Below are 20,654 nucleotides of genomic sequence, written 5' to 3' on the forward strand. Positions count from 1 at the left end.
TCGCGGCTGTCTTTCAAGAATGGTTCTAAGGTCGTAGGACGCTGAGAATGGCCTGATATTTGCTATCTTTATTCCTAAATTAAAGCTTTTTGGTAAGAAATATTTCGCTTAGGTCAAGAATATTCGCCACCATGATTTTACTGGTGTTGATAGCATCTGTGTTGATTTCCGGGGTAACCATTTACCAATATCGTGAAACCTTAAAGAATTATCACGCCCATCGCTTGGAACGAAAAGAAGAGCAGGTAAAGCAAAGTGTTCGGTATACGCTTCAAAAAACCACTTATGCACAAACGACCGAAAACCTCCATTTGATTTTTAAGGATGAAATCTATCAGATTGCGGATGTTTTGAATGCTCCTTTCAATATTTATGATTTGGACGGGCAGTTGATCAAAAGCTCAAGACCCCGGTTCGAGATTGACGCGCAATCCAATTGCCTCGATGCGGAAGTACTCAATAATTTGGCCATGAGTGTGACACGACGGTATTTGGAGAAGAATTCCGCGGCCGGTGATAAATACCAAGCTTCCTACACCTATATCAATGACAATAAGTTTAAACCGATCGGAATATTGAATCTTCCCTATTATGAGAACAATGCCCTGAACGATACGGAACTGAGGGAGTCTTTGACCGGATTGATGTGGGTATACTTTCTGATGTTATTGATCGCAATCGGTTTGGCTTATTTCATTACAAAATATATTACACGGTCGCTGCATACCGTTTCGGATATGATGGTCAAGACCGACCTTACCAAACGCAATAAAAAGATCATCATCGAAGAATCGGATACCGAAATCGGAAAGTTGGTTACGGCCTATAATGAAATGATCGATGAATTGGAAGTAAGTGCCGTGAAATTGGCCCGGAGTGAGCGTGAACAGGCTTGGCGGGAAATGGCCAAGCAAGTTGCCCATGAAATCAAGAATCCTTTGACCCCAATGCGCTTGAGTGTCCAAAGTTTTCAATCGAGGTTCGATCCCAATGATCCCGATATTAGGAAAAAGGTCGATGAATATTCAAATACCTTGATCCAACAAATAGATACCATGAGCAGTATCGCCTCTGCATTTTCCAATTTTGCCAAAATGCCCGCCCAGAAGAACGAGACTTTGGATGTCGTCAAAATCGTGCGTTTGGCGTTGGATATCTTCAATGAACCCTATATCCACTTTGTCAGTGACGAAGAGGAGATCATTGCGAAATGGGATAAGACCCAGCTTATACGGGTAGTTACCAATTTGGTGAAAAATGCCACCCAGGCCATGCGGGACCAGTCCGCACCCAGGATCTTGGTAACGGTGGCTACGGAAGGGGATAAGGTTAAAATCAGCGTGGCCGACAATGGTATGGGTATTGCCGACGAATTTACCGATAAGATCTTTGAACCGAAGTTCACGACGAAATCGAGCGGAATGGGACTCGGATTGGGAATGGTGAAAAATATTGTTGAAACGTATAATGGAACCATCAATGTTACCTCCCAACTCGGTAAAGGAACCGTATTTACGGTGATTTTCCCTAAAAGCCAATCTCCGAATAAGGAATGAATCATTAACTACATAAGCGCATGAAACATCGAAATATCTTAGTGAAGACCACGGGCCATATGGCCGTAGTGACCATAAACCGCCCGAACAAACTGAATGCACTGAACAAGGAAACCATCCAGGAATTGCATACGGCATTCGTAAAGCTTGAAAAAGCTAAGGAAGTACGCGCGATCATTCTCACCGGAAGTGGGGAGAAGGCCTTTGTCGCAGGAGCCGATATTTTGGAGTTTGCGGGATTCTCGGAAAAGCAAGGGAAAAAATTGGCGGCCAAAGGGCAGGAAATTCTTTTCGATTTTCTAGAAAACCTGTCCAAACCCGTTATTGCGGCGGTCAATGGATTTGCTTTAGGGGGTGGATTGGAATTGGCAATGGCCTGTCATTTTCGTGTGGCCAGTGAAAATGCCAAAATGGGGCTTCCCGAGGTGTCACTGGGGGTTATCCCGGGTTATGGGGGCACCCAACGCCTGCCGCGATTGGTAGGTAAGGGCAGGGCCATGGAAATGATCATGACCGCAGGAATGATCGATGCCCACAAGGCCCTGGAATATGGGCTGGTCAACCATGTGGTGCCCCAAGAAGGACTTATGGATCTATGTACGCAATTGGCGGGTAGGATATCGAATAATTCCCCAGTTGCCATCGGTTATGCAATAAAAGCCATAAATGATTGTTTTAACAATGATGTAAATGGATATACCACGGAAATCGAGGCCTTTGGTCAATGCTTTGGTACAGAAGATTTTAAAGAAGGTACCAGTGCGTTTTTGGAAAAACGAAAAGCTGATTTCCCCGGTAAATGATTCCTAAAAAATCCGACCCATGAATTTGCGAAAATACGCTTCCCTGTTTTTTCTGTTTTTTGTTTCCTTTGGGATCCTGGCCCAAGATTTTCCCCTCGATTTTTCCATTGGGGAAAAATATAATGACAGGTATAAATATTCGAACCTTTTGACCATTTCCAATGATGGTAAAGGAGGAACCTTTTTAGTGAGGTCCTATTTTTCGGGGGTGATCTTAAAACCAAAAGGGTATGTAATAGAGCATTATGATGCCAATATGCAGTTGATCAATGAGTACAACTACAAACTCAAAAATGCGAATTTGGTAGACGGGTACGTGGCCAATGGTCAGATTTACCTTCTTTTCCTGGATTACGATTACAATGCTTTGGCTTATGAATATTCGGTTCATCGTAGTCCGCTTTCAGAGATGAATTTCACGAAAGAAACCTTATTGAGGGTGGCATCGGAAGAAGTCGATAACCCACTGGACAAAAATTATTATAACAGGAATTTTTCTTCAGGTTTTACGACTTCCGTACTTTTCAATGATAAGAAAAATGCCTTTGTCATCAGTACCCACTTTAAAAAAGGCAAGACCAACAAACATGTTATCCATTTGTTCAATGCCGGTTTGCAAAAAGTGGTCGAGCACGATTTTTCTGCCGAAGTGGAGGAGAAGAACTATGCTTTTGAAAATGTAGCCTTTTCAAAAGACCTGAAAGAGGCCTATATTATCGGCAAGGCCTATTTTAAGAAAAAAAGATTTTTGGCAAAGGAGCGCAAATTCCAATATGAATTGGTCAAAGTTTCACCAAAAGGAGCCCAAACCCAAACTTTTGATGATCCCGGAAAATTCCCGGAAGCCTTAATGCCGATCATCAAGGGTAATGAGCTTTTATGTGTGGGTTTTTATGCCAACAGAAAGGACAACAGGTACAATGGGTTGGCCTATTTTAATATAAACCCGGAAACCTTGAGCATAAATACCAAGAAATACAGTGCTTTTTCCGATCAGTTTATGGTCGATAAATTTGGTCGTGGCGATGACAAGGTTATCAAAGATCTCGTATTCAAGAATGTCCATATTTCCAATAATGGATCAATCCATTTTAATGCGGAAGAGTATTTCAGTACCTCAAGCATACAATCAAATTCGAGTGGGGGTCGACTTCATGTGACCCGATACCACCATAATGACATTGTAAGTGCGAAATTAAGTTCGGATGGCGATATGCTCTGGGCAAGGAACATCAACAAGGCTGAGGTAACCCAAGGTGATGGGGCCTATGCCTCCTACAGTTCCTACACCAAAGACGGGAATACGTATTTTTTCATAAGTACGGCCACTGAAAATCCGCAGTTGTTATCGGGCGATCGGTTACTTTTTAAACAGGGATTGAGTAGAAATAGGAATATATTCGTTATCCGATTGGATGCCCAAGGACATATCGCATATAAAAAATTAATCGATGTTAAGGAAGCCCGATTGCCTTTAATGGTCTCCAAACCATTGTTGAATATAAAGAGCAATGAAATCGTTTTTTACGCAAAAAGAGGTAGTAAGAAACAATTGGTTAAGGTGTTTATTCAGTAGGCAGTAATCAGTAATCAGTAGGCAGTAGGCAGTAGGCAGTAGTCAGTAGGCAGTAATCAGTAATCAGTAGTCAGTGATCAGTGATCAGTGGGGAGTAGTGTGTTGGTAATGATGCTGTTGGTTTTAAAATCGCTATGAACACCAGGGGAATCACATCCTGCCAACCCCATTCATTCCACCATTAACCAAAATAACGATTTGCATAGAGGGATTCTTTGGTGTTGCCAATCGTTGGGAAGGCCATCGAGGGCAGTAAAATCATTCCAATTCGGTTAATCGGAGATCATTTAACAGGTCGACGGCCATATAAATAGGAAAAAATCCATAAATTTGGAATAAATCCTAATTTGAAGCGTTCGGAATATCATAAGGGAAGAGGGGCACAACAATATGTGCCGAATAAGTTTATGCGATTTATGCATGAATACCGCGATGATTTCCTCGAATTCTGCCGTCTTGAGGGAGAGGAGGCCCATCAAGGAAGAACGGACTACATCCCAATATTTCCAAAAACCATTGTCAATAAAATCACCAGTCCGGATGTGGGGATGTCATATTCCTTAAACCCGTATCAAGGCTGTGAACATGGTTGTATTTACTGTTATGCCCGAAACTCCCACGAATTCTGGGGATACGGTGCTGGACTCGATTTTGAACAGCGGATTTTGGTCAAGAAAGATGCCCCCGGACTTTTGGAAGAACGATTGAAAAGTAAAGGGTGGAAGGCCGAGACCATAGTGCTCTCCGGAAATACCGATTGCTACCAGCCGGCCGAGAAAAAATTTGAACTGACCAGGGAGTGTCTCAAGGTTTTTTTAAAGTATCGACATCCTGTGGGGATCATAACCAAGAATGCTTTGGTTTTAAGGGATTTGGAGGTGTTGAAGGCATTGGCCAAAGATGGTTTGATCGTGGTGAACATATCGATAACCACCCTTTTGGAGGAAACCCGTAGGCTTCTGGAGCCACGTACCACAACGATAAAGAAGCGATTGGATACCGTTCGCATCCTAACCGAAAACGGTATTCCCGTAAACGCCATGTTGGCCCCGATCATTCCGGGTATCAACAGCCATGAAATTATGGATTTGGCAAAGGCGGTTTCCGAAAATGGAGCCTTATCGTTTGGGTATACGATAGTGCGTTTGAACGGGGCCATAGGGCCTATTTTTACGGATTGGATTCATAAGGCCTTACCGAATAAAGCGGATAAGGTGTTGGCCCAGATAAAGTCTTGTCATGGGGGAACACTGAATGATAGTCGGTTTGGTGTCCGCAGCAAAGGGGAGGGGAAAATAGCCGAGCATATCCATGAGCTTTTGCGCCTGGCTAGACACACCTATTTTAAGGATAAAAAACTACCCACGTTGAACAAAGGGCTACATGAACGATATAAAAACGGACAATTGGAGTTGTTTTGGGATATGGACGGGACGGGGGGTCGGTAGTTATAGGTTTTCGCCCCATTCTTTGTAAAATTGCCTTAAGTAGGCGAGCATGAATTCGTGCCTTTCTTGGGCCATTTGAGCGCCCATTGGGGTATTCATGGTGTCTTTCAGCAATAGTAATTTTTCGTAGAAATGATTAATGGTCGGGGCTTTCGATTTCTTGTATTCATCCTTGGATAAATTCAAATTGGGGGGTATATCAGGATTGTATAATTCCCGATTTTTGAATCCACCGTAATTAAAGGCCCGGGCAATTCCGATCGCCCCTAAAGCATCGAGCCGATCGGCATCTTGGACAACCTGTAATTCCTTGGAATTGAATTTTGGTTTCCCATCATTGGACAAGCGGTTTTTAAACGAAATGTTATTGATGATCTCCACGACATGGTCGATGGTTTTGGCATCGACGTCCATGGAACCTAAAAACCCTTGGGCAACTTTGGGTCCTATGGTTTCATCGCCATCATGGAATTTAGCATCGGCAATATCGTGCAAAAGGGCCCCTAAACTGACGACGAGATGATCTACGGGCTGGTCTTTTGCAATTTCTTTGGCGTTTAGATATACCCGTTGAATGTGAAACCAGTCGTGTCCCCCTTCAGCATTCTTTAAGGTGTCTTTTACGAAAGTTATGGTTTTGGCAATAATTTCGGACTCTTTCATTGTGGGGGATGGATACCGTTTTTTACCCTTTCTTGAACCAGTGCGAAAATGCGATCAAAATCGCCATCGTTCTCAATAGGTTGTTGCACATCAAAGGTAAGGTGATTGCCCAGACCATAAGGGAATTTGCCGTATCGAAGCATTTTCCAGGAGTTATTTATACTTAGGGGTACGATCAATGCCGCGGGCGCATTTTTCATTAAAATTTTAAGTCCGGTCGGTTGGAATTTTTTGGGATGTCCTGTCCGGCTGCGGGTACCTTCAGGAAAGATGACCGCACTTCGGTTATGTTGTTCAATATATTTACCCAATTTGGCAATTTGGACCAAGGCCTGTTTGCTGTCCTTCCTGTCGATCAATACCGATCCCCCATGCCTTAGGTTGTAAGAAACGCTGGGGATGCCTTTTCCCAATTCGATCTTACTGACGAATTTGGGGTGATATTTACGCATAAACCAGATTATGGGTGGAATATCGTTCATACTTTGATGGTTCGATACGATAATCAAAGGGCGATCCGTTGGAAGTTGATACGGATTTTTGAATTTATAGGTAGTCCCCAAGAAATGGGTACAACGCAACAAACATAAATTGAGTATGCTTACACTGGCTTTGTGGGCATTATAACCAATGTAGTTAAAACAGACCCATTGGATCGGATGGAACAACAGAAGGGCCAACCCAAAAAACAGGAAATAAACAGCAGTAAGCGGATAGGCTAGGATTTTTTGCATGGGACAAAAATAAACGAGACCCCCCAAGTTTTCAAAACTTGGGGGGTCTTTTTACAATTTATCTTTTGTTTAGGGTACTTCTTCCCGTATTTATAAGGGGTAAAGAAAGCTTAGCAAAATTCGTTGTAGGCCTCGGTCAAATTCTCCGCAATGAGTTCTGCCGGTCTACCTTCGATATGGTGGCGTTCCACCATATGAACCAATTCCCCGTCCTTGAACAATGCAATACTTGGCGATGAGGGAGGGAAAGGAATCATAAGATTACGGGCCGCATTCACCGCTTCGGTATCAACACCGGCAAATACCGTAACACAATGATCGGGTTTCTTCTCATTCGCTAAACTTAACTTGGCCGCAGGTCTTGCATTCGCCGCTGCACACCCACAAACCGAATTCACAACGACCAATGTCGTGCCTTCTTTTTTAATGGCACTTTCTACCGCATCTGCCGTAAACAATTCTTCAAACCCGGCATTTGCCAAGTCATCTCTCATAGGTTTTACCAATTCTGCTGGATACATAATATGTTTTTTATCAAGTTATAAAGTCGTCAAATATAACCATTTTGTCGTAGTACACCCGATTACTTAACTTTTCGTTACGAGTTGTTTTGGTCGCTAAAATTATATCTTTGCCAAAAATTAAGGTGTACTATGATTAAATGGTTAGCAGCCGTGATCGGTTTTGCCATCCGAGGTTTTTCTGGAGCTATTTTAGGATTTTTGTTTGGCAGTTTTATCGATAGTTTAAGCGGTGGAGGTAGGTCTAGTACTGTTTTTAAGGATAGGACACGGCAGCAGGTTTCCCCTGCTGATTTTGAATTGAATCTTCTTTCCCTATGTTCCATCGTAATCAAAGCGGATGGCTCTGTAAACCAAAGGGAACTCGATTATGTACGCCAGTATTTTGTCGCTACTTATGGCAAGGACAAAGCCAATGCCATTTTCAGGACTTTTAACGACATCAATAAGAAACAAGCGATCTCCGCACCACGGATTTGTTCTTTTTTAAATGAAAGGACAAGGTATGAGGTGCGATTGCAGTTGTTGCATTTCTTGTTCGGTATTGCCCAGGCAGATGGGGCCATTCGCCCCCCAGAAGTGAATAAAATACGGGAAATAGCCGGGTATTTAAGGGTGGCCATGCGTGACTTTGAGAGTATTATGGCCATGTTTATAAAATCTGGTGACGATGCCTATAAAATTCTTGAAATCGACAAAAACGCGACCAATGAAGAGATCAAGAAAGCCTATAGGACCATGGCAAAAAAATACCATCCTGATAGGGTGAATACCGAAAATGAGGCGATTAAAAAAGGTGCCGAAGAGAAATTCAAAGAGGTGCAGAAGGCCTATGATCAACTTCAAAAAGAAAGGGGAATAATCTAAAAGTACATTTTATAATGGCAAATTTTTGGTTTTATATAGAACTGGGACTTCATCATGTGTTGGACATTTCGGCCTATGATCATATTTTGTTCTTGGCGGCTTTAAGCTTGCCGTTTACCTTTAAGAATTGGAAAAAAATAGTGATCTTGGCAACCGTTTTCACCATTGCCCATTGTCTTTCCTTAGGGCTATCGGTCTATGAGGTTTTGGTTATCGACAGTGGGTTGATCGAGTTTCTTATCCCAGTGACCATTTTATTGACCGCAATCTTCGATCTGGTGTATCTAAAATCGAATACCGCCGAAAAAAGTATCGCACTGCATATTTTGGCGACCACCTTTTTTGGACTTATACATGGTTTTGGGTTCAGTAATTATTTTAAAATGCTCATGGCCGGGGAGGAAGAGAAACTCACTCCTTTATTGGGTTTTGCAGGTGGGATCGAGCTGTCGCAGGTGCTCATTGTATTGAGCGTGCTGTCGATCACTTATCTGGTCTTGTCCGCTTTTAAGTTAAAACGTGATTATTTTATCCTTGCCGCCTCAATATTGATTATATTCATCACAATACCAATGCTTATTGCAACGTTTCCTTGGTAAGGTATGTTAATTTTACCCTATAGTTTTGCCAGGCTTTTATAAAGCGGGTATATTAGACTATTGGCAATATAAAAGTTGATAAAGCCTTTATGAAGAAATCCAAACAAGAAAAATACGATAGGGCCTATTTGAGAATGGCAGCGGAATGGGGTAAACTGTCTTATTGCAAGCGGAAACAAGTAGGGGCCATAGTCGTAAAGGACCGAATGATCATTTCGGATGGTTACAATGGCACCCCGACGGGATTTGAAAATTTCTGTGAGGACGATGAAGGATATACCAAATGGTATGTGCTTCATGCCGAGGCCAATGCCATTTCCAAAGTGGCGTCATCAACACAGTCCTGTGAGGGGGCAACCCTTTATATCACCCTTTCGCCATGTAGGGAATGTAGTAAGCTGATCCATCAATCTGGCATAAAACGTGTGGTATACAATGTAGCCTATAAAGACGCTTCCGGATTGGAATTTTTGGAAAAAGCAGGGGTCGAATTGGTTCATATGCCCATTATTGAGGAAGCGGTAATCTAAAAGAAGCATTTAGTTTGAAAGGAAAATATAATTACATATTACCCACGATAATCGCAGCGGCCTTGGCGGTAGGTGTTTTTTTTGGCGGAAAATTACATTTTAATGATTCGCCCGAACAACTGTTCACCACCAACTCCAAGAAAGATAAGCTAAATAGATTGATCGACTATATCGATTACGAATATGTCGATGATATTGATACCGATAGCATCGTGGATGTTACCGTGAACAATATCCTCGAAAAGTTAGACCCACATTCGGTCTATATTCCGGAACGTGAGATGGAAGAGGTTTCCGAAAATATGAAAGGTGACTTTGTCGGGATCGGCATTAATTTCTACCCCTATAATGATACCATTTCGGTAATCCGCACCATAGACGATGGCCCAAGTTTTCTAAAAGGTATTTTGCCTGGGGATCGTATCTTAATGGCGGATAACGATACCTTGTTCGGCAAGAATTTGGCCAGTGAGAGCATTGTGGAAAAATTGAAAGGTGAGAAAGGCTCTTTGGTTGAGCTTACCGTTTTTCGTAAAAGTATAGGCAAGACCTTCAAAGTAAATGTAAAGCGCGATGTGGTTCCGATAAAAAGTGTCGAGGCCTATTTTATGATGACCCCTAAGATGGGGTATATCAAGGTAAACCGTTTTGCGGAGTCTACTTATCGGGAGTTCAAGAAAGCCCTCAGTGCCTTGAGGAAACAAGGTGCCGAAAGGCTTACGTTGGATTTAAGGGATAATCCAGGGGGGTATTTGGGTATTGCCGAACAAATGGCCGATGAATTTTTGCCAGATGGAAAGTTGATTCTTTTTACCAAGAACAAAAAAGGTAGGATCGATAAGATATATGCCACCGATAAAGGTAGTTTTGAAGATAAACCCCTTTATGTACTGATCAATGAGCGATCGGCTTCGGCAAGTGAAATAATAGCCGGTGCGTTGCAAGATAACGATCTGGGGACCATAGTCGGGCGACGTTCTTTCGGAAAAGGCCTTGTACAGCGTGAAATGGATCTTGGAGACGGTTCTGCCGTACGTTTAACGGTTTCCAGATATTATACCCCAACAGGTCGTAGCATACAACGGACGTATAAAAATGGGAACAAAGACTATTACAAACGGTTTACCGATAGATATCACAATGGGGAATTGGTTTCGGTAGATAGTATCAAAGTGGCCGACTCCTTAAAGTTCACTACCCCAAAAGGCCGTGTGGTGTATGGCGGAGGGGGAATTATCCCTGATGTTTTCGTCCCAATAGGCTCCAATGAGGAAGAAGCCGTTGAAAGCATGGATAACCTCGGGTTTTTATCCTTTTTTGTATTTGAATACCTCGATGGGGACCGTAGCCGGTTCTCGGATATATCCGAAGAGGAATTCATAAATGAATACCGGGTAGACGATATTCTTTTTGAAAGGTTTGTGGATTATTCGGTAGACCGTGGCCTAAAATTGGATTTCTATGATTATGAAACGCAATTGAAGTTGTATCTAAAAGCCGCTTTGGCAGATCAGTTGTTCGGGGCCAATATCCATGCGAAAATCAAAAGTTCGGCAGATGCGATGCTCCAAAAGGTATTGGAGTTGGATGCACCCATGGTTAACCGTTCCGAGACCGATAAGATCGAGGCGACCAATTAATCAGTCTTTATCTACTTTCTTCTGGATTTTCCGGGAAGTAAGGAATATCAATAAAATTACGATGGCACATAGTGCGGCTAAAATCCCTATTAAGGCAATGACACTATTTCCCTCGAATGGATTGTTATAATCCACGAGGGTTACGTTGTAACCAATGAGGGCAATGGCCAATACAAGCAGTATAAGGGTTAGGGTTCTGTTCATTTTTTAAAACAATCCATTGATATTGGCAGTGAAAAGTTTCACGGCAATGGCCAACAATATCACCCCGAATACCTTTCGGATAATACTGATTCCATTTGCACCTAGGATCTTTTCAATACGTTTTGATGACTTTAGAACTATATATACAAATATAATGTTTATGAGAATGGCAACAATGATATTTTCAACATGATATTCTGCCCGTAACGATAATAACGAGGTCATCGTACCGGCTCCTGCAATCAGTGGGAAGGCTATAGGCACTATGGAGGCACTTTCAGGTTCATCATCTTTGTATAAGGTGATACCTAGGATCATTTCGATGGCCAGGAAGAAAATGATAAAGGAACCGGCAACGGCGAAGGAATAAACATCAATACCGATCAAGGTCAGGATTTCCTTGCCCAAAAAAAGAAAAGCGATCATGATCAAGGCGGCTACCAATGAGGCTTTTTCAGACTGTATATGACCTACCTTCTTACGCAATCCTATTATTACGGGAATACTGCCGATAATATCGATTACTGCAAAAAGTACCATGCCCGAAGTCATGATTTCCCTAAAGTCTAATTTCAATTCCATTGTCACTGTTTTTAAAAAAGTGGACAAATGTACATCAACACATTAGTATATGGCTGCTCTTTTAAAAAATAATTATGGAATTTAATGTAATGGTAATATACTATCTTTGACCAAAATTTTGAAGGTATGTTCCAATTGGGTAAAACCATCGTGTCGGAAGAGATCATCGAGAATGATTTTGTTTGCAATCTCAATGCCTGTAAAGGGGCTTGTTGTATCGATGGTACGGCCGGGGCACCGGTAGAGGATCATGAAACCGAGATCCTGGTCGATATTTATAAGGATGTAAAACCGTTTCTTAGGCCCGAAGGTATCGCGGCTATTGAAGAACAGGGTGCCTTTATCAAAGGGGAAGACGGTGAATGGGAGACCACTTTGGTCAATAACAGCGAATGTGCCTATGTTATTTATGCGGACGATAAAACCGCCAAATGCGGTATTGAGGAAGCGTATAACCAAGGGGTGATTTCCTGGAAAAAACCGGTATCGTGCCATATGTACCCGGTACGTGTCCGGGAGTATACCGAGCTTACCGCGGTCAATTACCACAAATGGGAAATATGCGATGCAGCCTGTGAACTTGGAAAGTCGCTTAAGGTCCCTGTTTACAAATTCGTCAAAGAGGCTTTAATACGCAAGTTTGGGGAAGAATGGTATGCGGAATTGGAAGAAATCGCTGCCGAGTATACTAAGTCGTAGGCAAATGTAGGACCACCTTGGTGCCTATCGCTTTTTTCATGTCATCGAACAGGTCAATGATGGTGACATCAAAGGTATTTTGATAGTCCCTCGCAAAATTCGCCAACCGTTCCTTGGTAATTTCGATCCCTACCGATTTTCGTTTCAGGACTTTACTTTTTTTAATGACTTCCGCGGCATCCCTACCCACCCCATTATCGGCAATACTGATGTCAATAAAATCATGGTCTCCTTTACTGATGCGTAGTTCAATGTTTTTTTCACCCTCTTTGGAAGATAGACCATGCCATAAAGCATTTTCTAAAAAAGGTTGGAGGATCAAGGATGGGATTTTGACGGTATGGATATCGATACCCTCATCTATTTTAATGCTGAAGTTGATTTCATTTGAAAAACGGATGTTCTCGATGTTCATATAGAGCTCAACGGTTTCCAGTTCATCGGCCAAGGAAATCTCTTTTAAAGATGAAGCCTCCAGTATTTTCCGCACTAATTTCGAAAATTTGTTCAAGTAGTGTACTGCGTTCTTCTTGTCATTGTTGATTATATATAACTTTATCGAATTCAGGGAGTTGAATAAAAAGTGCGGGTTCATTTGGCTGCGGAGCATGGATTGCTCCAAGGTCAACAGCTTTTTGTCGTTTTTAAGTTGGTATTGACGGTATAGGATGTAAAAAATACCGGATAACAAAATCAAGGCAAAACCTCCGATCAACAATCGGGTCTGGTTTTTACGAAGCTTTAATTTTACGATTTCATAATCTTTATTGATAATCGCTATTTCATTGTTTTTCTTTTCAATATTGTAACGGCTGATCAAATCGCCAACATACCGTAAGTTACGTTCGTTCACGGTTTTTTCTTCGTATTCCACGGCCAATTTATAATGGGCGAAGGCCTTTTTATAATTGCCTTGTTTTTCCGCGATCTCGGATAAGTACATACTTGCCAGTGAAATATTTGAGGGTATTAGGTGTTTTTCAGCGATGCCCAGACCCTTTTCAAGGTTGGTAATGGCTTTGTTAAGGTTGTCCTTTAATAGATAGGCCCGACCGAGATTGATGTATATGCCAGAAGTAAGGTATTGATCACCTATTTCGAGGGAAGCCAATAAGGTAGGTTCCAGAATTTCGACCGCCTGATTCAATTTGTTCTGTTCAATATAGACGTGGGCAATACTGTTTTTGCAAATGACCCTGCCTTTATCACTGTTAATCTCTTCATTATAGGCCAATGATGTTCTATAGCTTTGTAGGGCTTCTTCGAGTTTGCCCTGCAACTCGAAGCATTCCCCTATGTTTTGGTGATTTATGGCAAGTCCCAACTTATTGCCCAATTCATTTTCGAGGATCAGGGATCTACGAAATTGATCGATGGCGAGGTCATATTGCTCTAGGGTTTGGTAGATATTGCCAATACCGTTTAACGATACATTGATACTCCTTTTGATTCCTTCGGAAGGGTTTATTACCGATTCTGCCAGTGTCAAGGCCTCTTGATTATAATCCAGGGCCGATTTTATGGCATCCATCCTTCGATGTACCACACTGAGCATATTAAGGCTGAATATTTCGAATTCCAGGTTATTGCCGGTTTTGGAGACGTCCAAAGCTTCTTGGTGTAGGCGTAGGGCCTGTGGAAATTGTGAAATGTCCCTATACCTTCGGCCCAATTGGTTTAAGGCGTATGCCTGCCCACTGTAATACTTGATATCACTCGCTTTTTGGGCGAAAGCGCGCATTAAGGCGGTGTCTTTTTTAAACGGTCTTATACTGGCATCTATATCGGCATAAGTGCTCGGGGCAGATTTTAGTAGACTGTCAATGGTTTTTTCAAACGATTCCGGTAGGATTTGGGCGTGCCCAATTTGGATATATAGGAAGGCTAGGAGGAAAATGAATTTCCATTTGCCCAAAAAGTAAGGGTTGTGATCATTAGTAAAAAGGTTCTGAATACGCATTAATGGTTTTATATCATATCTAGAAAGTCGGATTTTTTTTGCCGGGAGACCGGAATCTTGTGGTTCGAACTAAGGACCACATAGCCATCGGTTTTTAAAAATTCCTTTATTTTATGCAGATTGATGATATAGGAATTATGGATCCTGAAAAATGAATCGGCCGGTAGCAGGTCATTCACTTCCTTTAACTTTTTGGTCAATAGGATCTTTTGGCCATCAACGAGGTAAATGGTACTGTAATTACCATCGGATTCGGCATAAAGTATTTCCTTACTTTCTAAAAATAGCAATTTACCGTCTGTATTGAAAGTTATTTTTTTATGTAAGGTACTCTCGTTGAAGTTTAGAAGTATTTTTTCTAGACGTTCGGAAGAGAAATTTTTGGCATTGAACTTTTTGATTTTTTGGATGGTATCCTTCAGATCATCGGTATCAATGGGTTTTAAAAGGTAATCAATGGCTTCGTTTTTAAGTGCTTTTATGGCATATTGGTTGTAGGCCGTGGTAATTACCACAGGAAAATTCTTGTTGGTTAGTTTTTGTATGAACTGAAAACCATCCATCGTGGGCATTTCTATATCCAAAAAGAGACAGTCGGGAGTGGTTTTGTTCAAATACTCCAACGCTTCAAAAGGGTCCGTGAACGAGGCAATTACCTTGATTTCATCACTAAAGTTCGTAAGCTCCCAAGAAAGACTTTGGAGGGCTTTGATCTCATCATCTACTATTATGGCTTCGAGCATATTATAAAATCTATTGTAAGGTAATCAAATTTAAAATTAAGTTTGGAGTAATCAAATGAATTTGTATATATGGAAGTGTTTTGAGTGTGGTTGGCCAATATTCGATTAAATAGGGTAGTATTCAATTTAATACAGTAAAATCCTACAAAATTACCCAATACTGCAAAAGAAGGAATTATCGATCGCCAATTATACATGTTTTAATGCCATTTATACATTATGTCGATAGTACTAATGGCACTTGGAATAATTTAGGGTCATGAAAATTGTTTTTGTTCTCCCACACATCATAGGCCAATAACCCTGATTAAGAATAAAAAACCGACCCATGAAAAGATGTATAATAATGTTCGTCATTTTGGTGTCCGCTTTGTTAGTGGCGGTTTTATTGGATGAAAACAATGTGGATACGCTTGGTTCTGATTTACACAATAATAAGGAACAGGCGGTTAACCATAGGTTCGAATAGGATTGCCCAAAGGTTTGGATAAAAGATATTGATTGGAAATAAGATATGACTCACTATATGTTCAAGTTTTTCAATATTGGATTTTGGTTCTTTATTCCGTTCATTTTCATTTCGAAAGCGGACATTGACCCAATGCCATGGACTTTGAATCACGATTATGTTAGGGTAGACTCAAGCAAGGCCAATGAAGCTTTTGGCCGATTGATGGATGGTAAGGTAACCTATGAAAATGTAGTGGGATATACCCAGAAGGGAATGCCCTATACATCGGTATCCTTGAAATTTGCGGATGAAAATGGTGATGGGGATCAAAGAATGGAGTTCTTGATTAAGGAAATGAACAGTCAACAAGGCTTGCGAACCGGGGAATATAGATTACCGGACCATATCAACGGCTTTCTGAATAATTATGAAGGCGTGTTCGGATATGCCGATATTACCTTCTTTGGAGAAGAGCCCTTGTTTACGGAAAAGGGAAAATTGGTAATTACCGAAATCGACCAGTGCGAATTAAAGGGTTATCTGAACGTCGTGTTCAGGGACTTGAAGGGGAAGGAAGTTTTGGTTAAAGGTGATTTCCATGCGGTAAACGCAACCATTGAGTGATTTAGTTATCTTATTATATTATAAGTTCTTTTAAAATACAACAATACAATGCCAATAAAAACGTACGGCTCAAAGGGGTTATGCATTAATTGCATACATCTGTTTTAGCAACAGCCTAACTGATGACAACTGCATTTTGACCTTGATCCATTTTGATGGATTAATGGTTGCTTGATTATAGGTTTCGGGGGAACTACCTGGATCAGCACAATTTGTAGATAATTTGATTTTGATTTATCAGGGGGCCGTACAGTTTGGCATTATCTTTATAAATTACACTTGTTAACACTAGCCAGATTCTTGATAATCTGGCTTTTTCTTTTATTTCCAAAAACCAATATCCGGTTATAGTCAATCAAATATCTTAACTTATAGGTGTATAATGGTCTTTTAGAGGAATATGGGAACAAATGGGTTCATAACAGGGAAAACAAAAATACTAGTTTGGGCCACTTGTTTGATAGGGTTACAAATGGTCACCCCCCAAAACCAAATAACTTTCAGACAATTATCCGTCAAAGATGGCCTTTCACAAAATAGCGCCATTTCCATAGCCCAAGATAGTACGGGCTATTTATGGATAGCCACCCAAGATGGCCTCAACAAATATGATGGTCGGGAGTTCAACATCCATCCCTTCAAATTCGTGGATATCACAAAAACCGATTACAGCCATTTGGGTAAAATATATCGCGATAAAGAGGGTGGTCTTTGGATAATCCCTTTGGATAAGAAACTTTATAAGTTAAATCCCCAAAAAAATATTTTTGAAATTTTCCCCGGCTTTGAGGATGTTAGTGTACTATTCCAAGATGGGGGTCTAACGTATTGGGTGGGCACCTATTCAAAGGGAGTATATCAGTTTGATCCTAAAAAAGGGAGTCCTGAGAAAGTGCTTTCAGGGAACGGGTTCAACGGACCCATATATACTATTTCAACGGATAATAAGGGTACTATTGTAATGGCGACCAATGGGCAGCTTATCGAATTCGATAAAGAATCCCAAAGCTTTTCACATGTACGATTCAAGGATTACTACGGTGAGGATATCGTTGGGAATTTCAGTGACATGGTTACTGATAGTCAGGGAAGACAATGGATTTCCACATTCGGGGACGGACTTTATTTTAGAAACGGGTCGGAAAGAATACTGCAACGGGTATCCCATCTTACATTTACCGACCCCCTTCCCGCAAACCTCAATATATTGGATATCCATCTGGATAAAAAGCAAAGATTATGGGTGGCCACCTATGGCCGGGGACTGTATTTGTTGGATTTTGAAAAAAAATCGATCTCACATTTCAATGCCGATAAGAACAACCCAAGGGCCATACATTACAATGACATTTTGTGTATTTATGAGGACAATTCAGGCACACTTTGGTTTGGTACCGATGGGGGCGGTATTAGTTATTACGATGAATTCTTGGAAAAATTCAACTCTTTTACCAACAACCAGACTCCTGAGGGCATCAATATCGATGTAGTCCGATCGATCACTACCGACCATAATGGGGCGGTCTGGATAGGGACTTCCGGCAAGGGACTTACACACTATGAGCCTGGAAATAATAGTTGGCAAACATTTACTACCGGTACTGCCAGTGGCAATGGGATCACTTCAAATAGGATCATGAGCTTATTGGTCGATGACGATGGCGATCTTTGGATAGGCACCCAAGAAGATGGCCTTATCCTAAGGGATACGATGGGGAATTTTCGTCCGTTTAATACGACCTCAAAAATACCGCTCTCCGCCCATACCGTTTGGAACATTTTTAAAGACCGTAATAATACCATTTGGCTGGGCACAAGGGAAAACGGACTTATTCAATTTGACAAAAACAAGGGGGCGGTAAGACAGTTGGTTACCGACCCAAAGGATAATAATTCGCTCCCCAGTAACAATGTACGCGTAATCACTGAAGACACCAATGGAAAGCTATGGGTCGGTACCGAAGAAGACGGGATTGCCCGGTACGATCCAAGGTTAAATACTTTTGAACGCTTTTATCAGGACTCCGGTAGTAATTCCTCCACAAACAACAGTATTAAGGCATTGTATTATTCGCCCAACGGTATGCTGTGGATCGGGACCAATGGAGGTGGTTTGAACGCCTTGGATACTTCGGAGGAAAAATTTTATCGGTACACAACGGAAGACGGATTGGCCAACAACGTTATCTATGCGATTTTACCGGATGCCCAAGGCAGTCTTTGGTTAAGTAGCAATAGGGGGATTACCAAATTTACCCCCAACCCGAATAGGACCTCCCAACCCAATGTAATCAATTATAGCAATTATGATGGTCTGGCGACGGAGTTCAATACCGGGGCCTATCATAGCGGTAAGGACGGCACCTTGTATTTTGGGGGGTTGGATGGCTTTTATTGGTTCCGACCAGAGGATATTAGGGAAAATCAGATAGTTGCCAAAACATCGATCACGGATTTTGGGGTACTGGGAAAATCTACGCCTATGGTTTCCGGAACGAGATTAAAATACAATCAGAATACCCTTTCTTTCAGTTTTTCAAGCTTGCAATATTCCTTGCCGGAAAAAAATGAATACCAATACCGATTGGTGAACCATGATGAGGATTGGGTGTATTCGGGGAATATCAATACGGTGCGTTATGCACAGCTACCTCCCAATGATTATATTTTTCAGGTAAAATCGAGCAATTATGATGGGGTTTGGAACGAGCAACCCACCTCCTTTGCTTTTACAATCGCCCAACCTTGGTATTGGTCAACCTGGTCAAGAATAGTTTACGGGCTGCTGATGCTGGCTGCCATCTATGGTATCTACACCTATCTGAAGTGGCGATTGCGAATGAAGATGAACCTACAGTTGAAGGAAGAGGAGGCCCAACGGCTAAAACGCCTCAACGATTTTAAATCGAAACTCTACACCGATATTTCCCATGAATTCCGTACGCCCCTAACCTTGATTTCAGGCCCTGTCGATGCCAAACTGGCCGAAGGTAAGCTGTCCGAGTCCGATTACACCAACTTCTCGATGATCAAACGCAACACCCATCGGCTCATTGCATTGGTAGACCAACTGCTGCATCTGGCCAAGTTGGAAAAGGGTAAGTTGAGGTTGAAGGTCACCATCGGCAATCTCGGCCTCTTTTTGGGCATGATCGCCACTTCGTTCGAATATAAGGCCGAATCGAAAAACATGCGCTATGAAATCGATATTGAAGATTTGAACGATGCCTGGTATGACGAGGATGCCGTGGAAAAAATAGTGACCAACCTGCTTTCCAATGCCCTGAAATATGGGAAGGAAAACGGATTTTGTAGGTTTTATGCCCATAAAAAAGAGGGGAAGGCCCATATAGGCGTTGAAAATACGGTGGCCGACACCCTTGATATCGATTTTAACCAAATATTCGATCGCTTTTACCAAAAAGACGAATATGCCGAGGGGGCCGGGGTGGGCCTTGCCCTGGTCAAGGAATTGGTGCAATTGTACAAGGGTGAAATATCCGTGGGGCTAGAGGGGGAAGATATCATCCATTTTAAGGTCATCCTGCCTACAGAGCGAGCCGATTTTAAGAAAAAAGACTTGCTGACATCGGTTGCCGAAACGGTAGAAACGCAAACAACAGTCACTCTCGATCCCGTCGATGAACCTGAAGCGTCCGCTATACAGCAAGAAGGATCTGACGAACGACCCCTGGTCTTGGTGGTCGAAGACCATAAGGAAGTACGGCAGTTTCTTACCTCTGTCTGGAAGCACAGGTACCAGATGTACGAGGCGAATAACGGGAAGGAAGGCATTGAAAAGGCCTTTCAAATAGTACCCGATCTGATCATTACCGATGTACGTATGCCCCGCTGCAACGGTATAACCCTCTGCAATACCCTCAAGACCGATGAACGTACCAGCCATATTCCCATAATACTCCTTACCGCAGGCGCTGGGGAAGAAGATGAACTGTTAGGCTTGCAATCCGGTGCCGATGATTTTATAACCAAACCCTTTAAACTACGCCCACTACAGACCCGGGTAGAGAACCTTATCGCCAACAGAAGGGCCCTGCGAAACCGCTACAGTCAGGAAGTGTTCTTAAAAGCCAAGGATATCGCCATTTCCCCTACCGATGAGCTGTTCTTGAACAAGGTGCAACAGGTATTGGACGACTGCTTGGCCGATCCTGCCTTCAATGCCAAGAAATTTGCTTCCCTAGTGGGCATGAGCCGTATGCAGTTGCATCGAAAGCTACAGACCTACACCGGTTTGAGCACTACGGAGTTCATTCGTTCGCAACGGTTAAAACAAGCCGTCCACATTTTAAGGACCTCGGACGCCACCATCAACGAGGTGGCCTATACCGTAGGCTTCAATACGCCTTCCTATTTTATCAAGTGTTTTAAGGAAGCCTATAAAAAAACTCCGGCGGAATTTGTTCAGACGACCGAGTGAACGGTAGGCTTTA

19 protein-coding genes are annotated in these 20,654 nt (G+C 42.1%); 12 read left to right on the forward strand and 7 right to left on the reverse strand.

The window, feature by feature from the left end:
• Positions 1-131 precede the first annotated feature (131 nt).
• From PHU20_RS10750 to PHU20_RS10765, 4 genes are all read left to right on the forward strand, one after another.
• Positions 132-1,556, forward strand: a complete 1,425-nt coding sequence (locus PHU20_RS10750) for a sensor histidine kinase (RefSeq protein WP_274825773.1) — start codon at positions 132-134, stop codon at positions 1,554-1,556.
• 20 nt (positions 1,557-1,576) lie between these two features.
• Complete coding sequence (locus PHU20_RS10755; RefSeq protein ID WP_274825375.1) at positions 1,577-2,359, forward strand: enoyl-CoA hydratase/isomerase family protein; 783 nt, start codon at positions 1,577-1,579, stop codon at positions 2,357-2,359.
• A gap of 19 nt (positions 2,360-2,378) precedes the next feature.
• The gene (locus PHU20_RS10760; RefSeq protein ID WP_274825376.1) at positions 2,379-3,935 is read left to right on the forward strand and encodes a hypothetical protein; all 1,557 of its coding nucleotides are present in this window, start codon (positions 2,379-2,381) and stop codon (positions 3,933-3,935) included.
• Positions 3,936-4,282: 347 nt separating this feature from the next.
• A complete protein-coding gene (locus PHU20_RS10765) occupies positions 4,283-5,383 on the forward strand; it encodes a PA0069 family radical SAM protein (protein WP_274825377.1) in 1,101 nt (366 codons plus the stop codon).
• On the opposite strand, the gene PHU20_RS10770 is transcribed toward PHU20_RS10765, so the two are convergent.
• The 3 genes from PHU20_RS10770 to PHU20_RS10780 form a co-directional block, all read right to left on the reverse strand.
• Positions 5,384-6,046, reverse strand: a complete 663-nt coding sequence (locus PHU20_RS10770; RefSeq protein ID WP_274825378.1) for an HD domain-containing protein — start codon at positions 6,044-6,046, stop codon at positions 5,384-5,386.
• Positions 6,043-6,780, reverse strand: coding sequence for a lysophospholipid acyltransferase family protein (locus tag PHU20_RS10775; protein ID WP_274825379.1), 738 nt, complete (start codon positions 6,778-6,780; stop codon positions 6,043-6,045). The genes PHU20_RS10770 and PHU20_RS10775 overlap by 4 nt, the downstream gene beginning before the upstream one ends.
• A 110-nt stretch (positions 6,781-6,890) precedes the next feature.
• Positions 6,891-7,301 carry a BrxA/BrxB family bacilliredoxin gene (locus PHU20_RS10780; protein ID WP_274825380.1) on the reverse strand — a complete coding sequence of 137 codons (411 nt, stop codon included), beginning with the start codon at positions 7,299-7,301 and terminating at the stop codon, positions 6,891-6,893.
• A 132-nt stretch (positions 7,302-7,433) separates the two neighbouring features.
• On the opposite strand from PHU20_RS10780, the gene PHU20_RS10785 reads away from it, so the two are divergent.
• The 4 genes from PHU20_RS10785 (at position 7,434) to PHU20_RS10800 (ending at position 10,937) form a co-directional block, all read left to right on the forward strand.
• Positions 7,434-8,168: a tellurite resistance TerB family protein gene (locus tag PHU20_RS10785; RefSeq protein WP_274825381.1), complete on the forward strand. Its 735-nt coding sequence runs from the start codon at positions 7,434-7,436 to the stop codon at positions 8,166-8,168.
• A gap of 14 nt (positions 8,169-8,182) precedes the next feature.
• The gene (locus PHU20_RS10790; RefSeq protein WP_274825382.1) at positions 8,183-8,767 is read left to right on the forward strand and encodes a HupE/UreJ family protein; all 585 of its coding nucleotides are present in this window, start codon (positions 8,183-8,185) and stop codon (positions 8,765-8,767) included.
• Between the two features lie 89 nt (positions 8,768-8,856).
• Positions 8,857-9,297: a deoxycytidylate deaminase gene (locus PHU20_RS10795; RefSeq protein ID WP_274825383.1), complete on the forward strand. Its 441-nt coding sequence runs from the start codon at positions 8,857-8,859 to the stop codon at positions 9,295-9,297.
• 14 nt (positions 9,298-9,311) lie between these two features.
• Complete coding sequence (locus PHU20_RS10800) at positions 9,312-10,937, forward strand: S41 family peptidase (protein WP_274825384.1); 1,626 nt, start codon at positions 9,312-9,314, stop codon at positions 10,935-10,937.
• Here PHU20_RS10800 and PHU20_RS10805 read toward each other — a convergent pair whose 3' ends face one another.
• The gene (locus PHU20_RS10805; protein ID WP_274825385.1) at positions 10,938-11,141 is read right to left on the reverse strand and encodes a hypothetical protein; all 204 of its coding nucleotides are present in this window, start codon (positions 11,139-11,141) and stop codon (positions 10,938-10,940) included.
• 3 nt (positions 11,142-11,144) lie between these two features.
• The gene (locus tag PHU20_RS10810; protein ID WP_274825386.1) at positions 11,145-11,723 is read right to left on the reverse strand and encodes a MarC family protein; all 579 of its coding nucleotides are present in this window, start codon (positions 11,721-11,723) and stop codon (positions 11,145-11,147) included.
• Positions 11,724-11,849: 126 nt separating this feature from the next.
• Here PHU20_RS10810 and PHU20_RS10815 point away from each other — a divergent pair, with 126 nt between their 5' ends.
• A complete protein-coding gene (locus PHU20_RS10815; protein ID WP_274825387.1) occupies positions 11,850-12,422 on the forward strand; it encodes a DUF3109 family protein in 573 nt (190 codons plus the stop codon).
• On the opposite strand, the gene PHU20_RS10820 is transcribed toward PHU20_RS10815, so the two are convergent.
• Together PHU20_RS10820 and PHU20_RS10825 are read right to left on the reverse strand one after the other, a co-directional pair.
• Positions 12,412-14,382 (reverse strand): tetratricopeptide repeat protein, encoded by a 1,971-nt coding sequence (locus PHU20_RS10820; RefSeq protein WP_274825388.1) that lies wholly within the window; start codon positions 14,380-14,382, stop codon positions 12,412-12,414. The two genes, PHU20_RS10815 and PHU20_RS10820, sit on opposite strands and share 11 nt — an antisense overlap.
• An 8-nt stretch (positions 14,383-14,390) precedes the next feature.
• On the reverse strand, positions 14,391-15,125 hold the full coding sequence (locus PHU20_RS10825; protein WP_274825389.1) for a LytR/AlgR family response regulator transcription factor: 735 nt from the start codon (positions 15,123-15,125) through the stop codon (positions 14,391-14,393).
• Between the two features lie 328 nt (positions 15,126-15,453).
• Between PHU20_RS10825 and PHU20_RS10830 the strand changes: the two genes are divergently transcribed.
• The 3 genes from PHU20_RS10830 (at position 15,454) to PHU20_RS10840 (ending at position 20,641) form a co-directional block, all read left to right on the forward strand.
• On the forward strand, positions 15,454-15,594 hold the full coding sequence (locus tag PHU20_RS10830; RefSeq protein WP_274825390.1) for a hypothetical protein: 141 nt from the start codon (positions 15,454-15,456) through the stop codon (positions 15,592-15,594).
• A 57-nt stretch (positions 15,595-15,651) separates the two neighbouring features.
• Positions 15,652-16,200: a hypothetical protein gene (locus tag PHU20_RS10835; RefSeq protein WP_274825391.1), complete on the forward strand. Its 549-nt coding sequence runs from the start codon at positions 15,652-15,654 to the stop codon at positions 16,198-16,200.
• Between the two features lie 472 nt (positions 16,201-16,672).
• The gene (locus PHU20_RS10840; protein WP_274825392.1) at positions 16,673-20,641 is read left to right on the forward strand and encodes a hybrid sensor histidine kinase/response regulator transcription factor; all 3,969 of its coding nucleotides are present in this window, start codon (positions 16,673-16,675) and stop codon (positions 20,639-20,641) included.
• Positions 20,642-20,654: the final 13 nt, after the last annotated feature.

Source organism: Maribacter polysaccharolyticus (assembly GCF_028882255.1).
Lineage (GTDB): Bacteria > Bacteroidota > Bacteroidia > Flavobacteriales > Flavobacteriaceae > Maribacter_A > Maribacter_A polysaccharolyticus.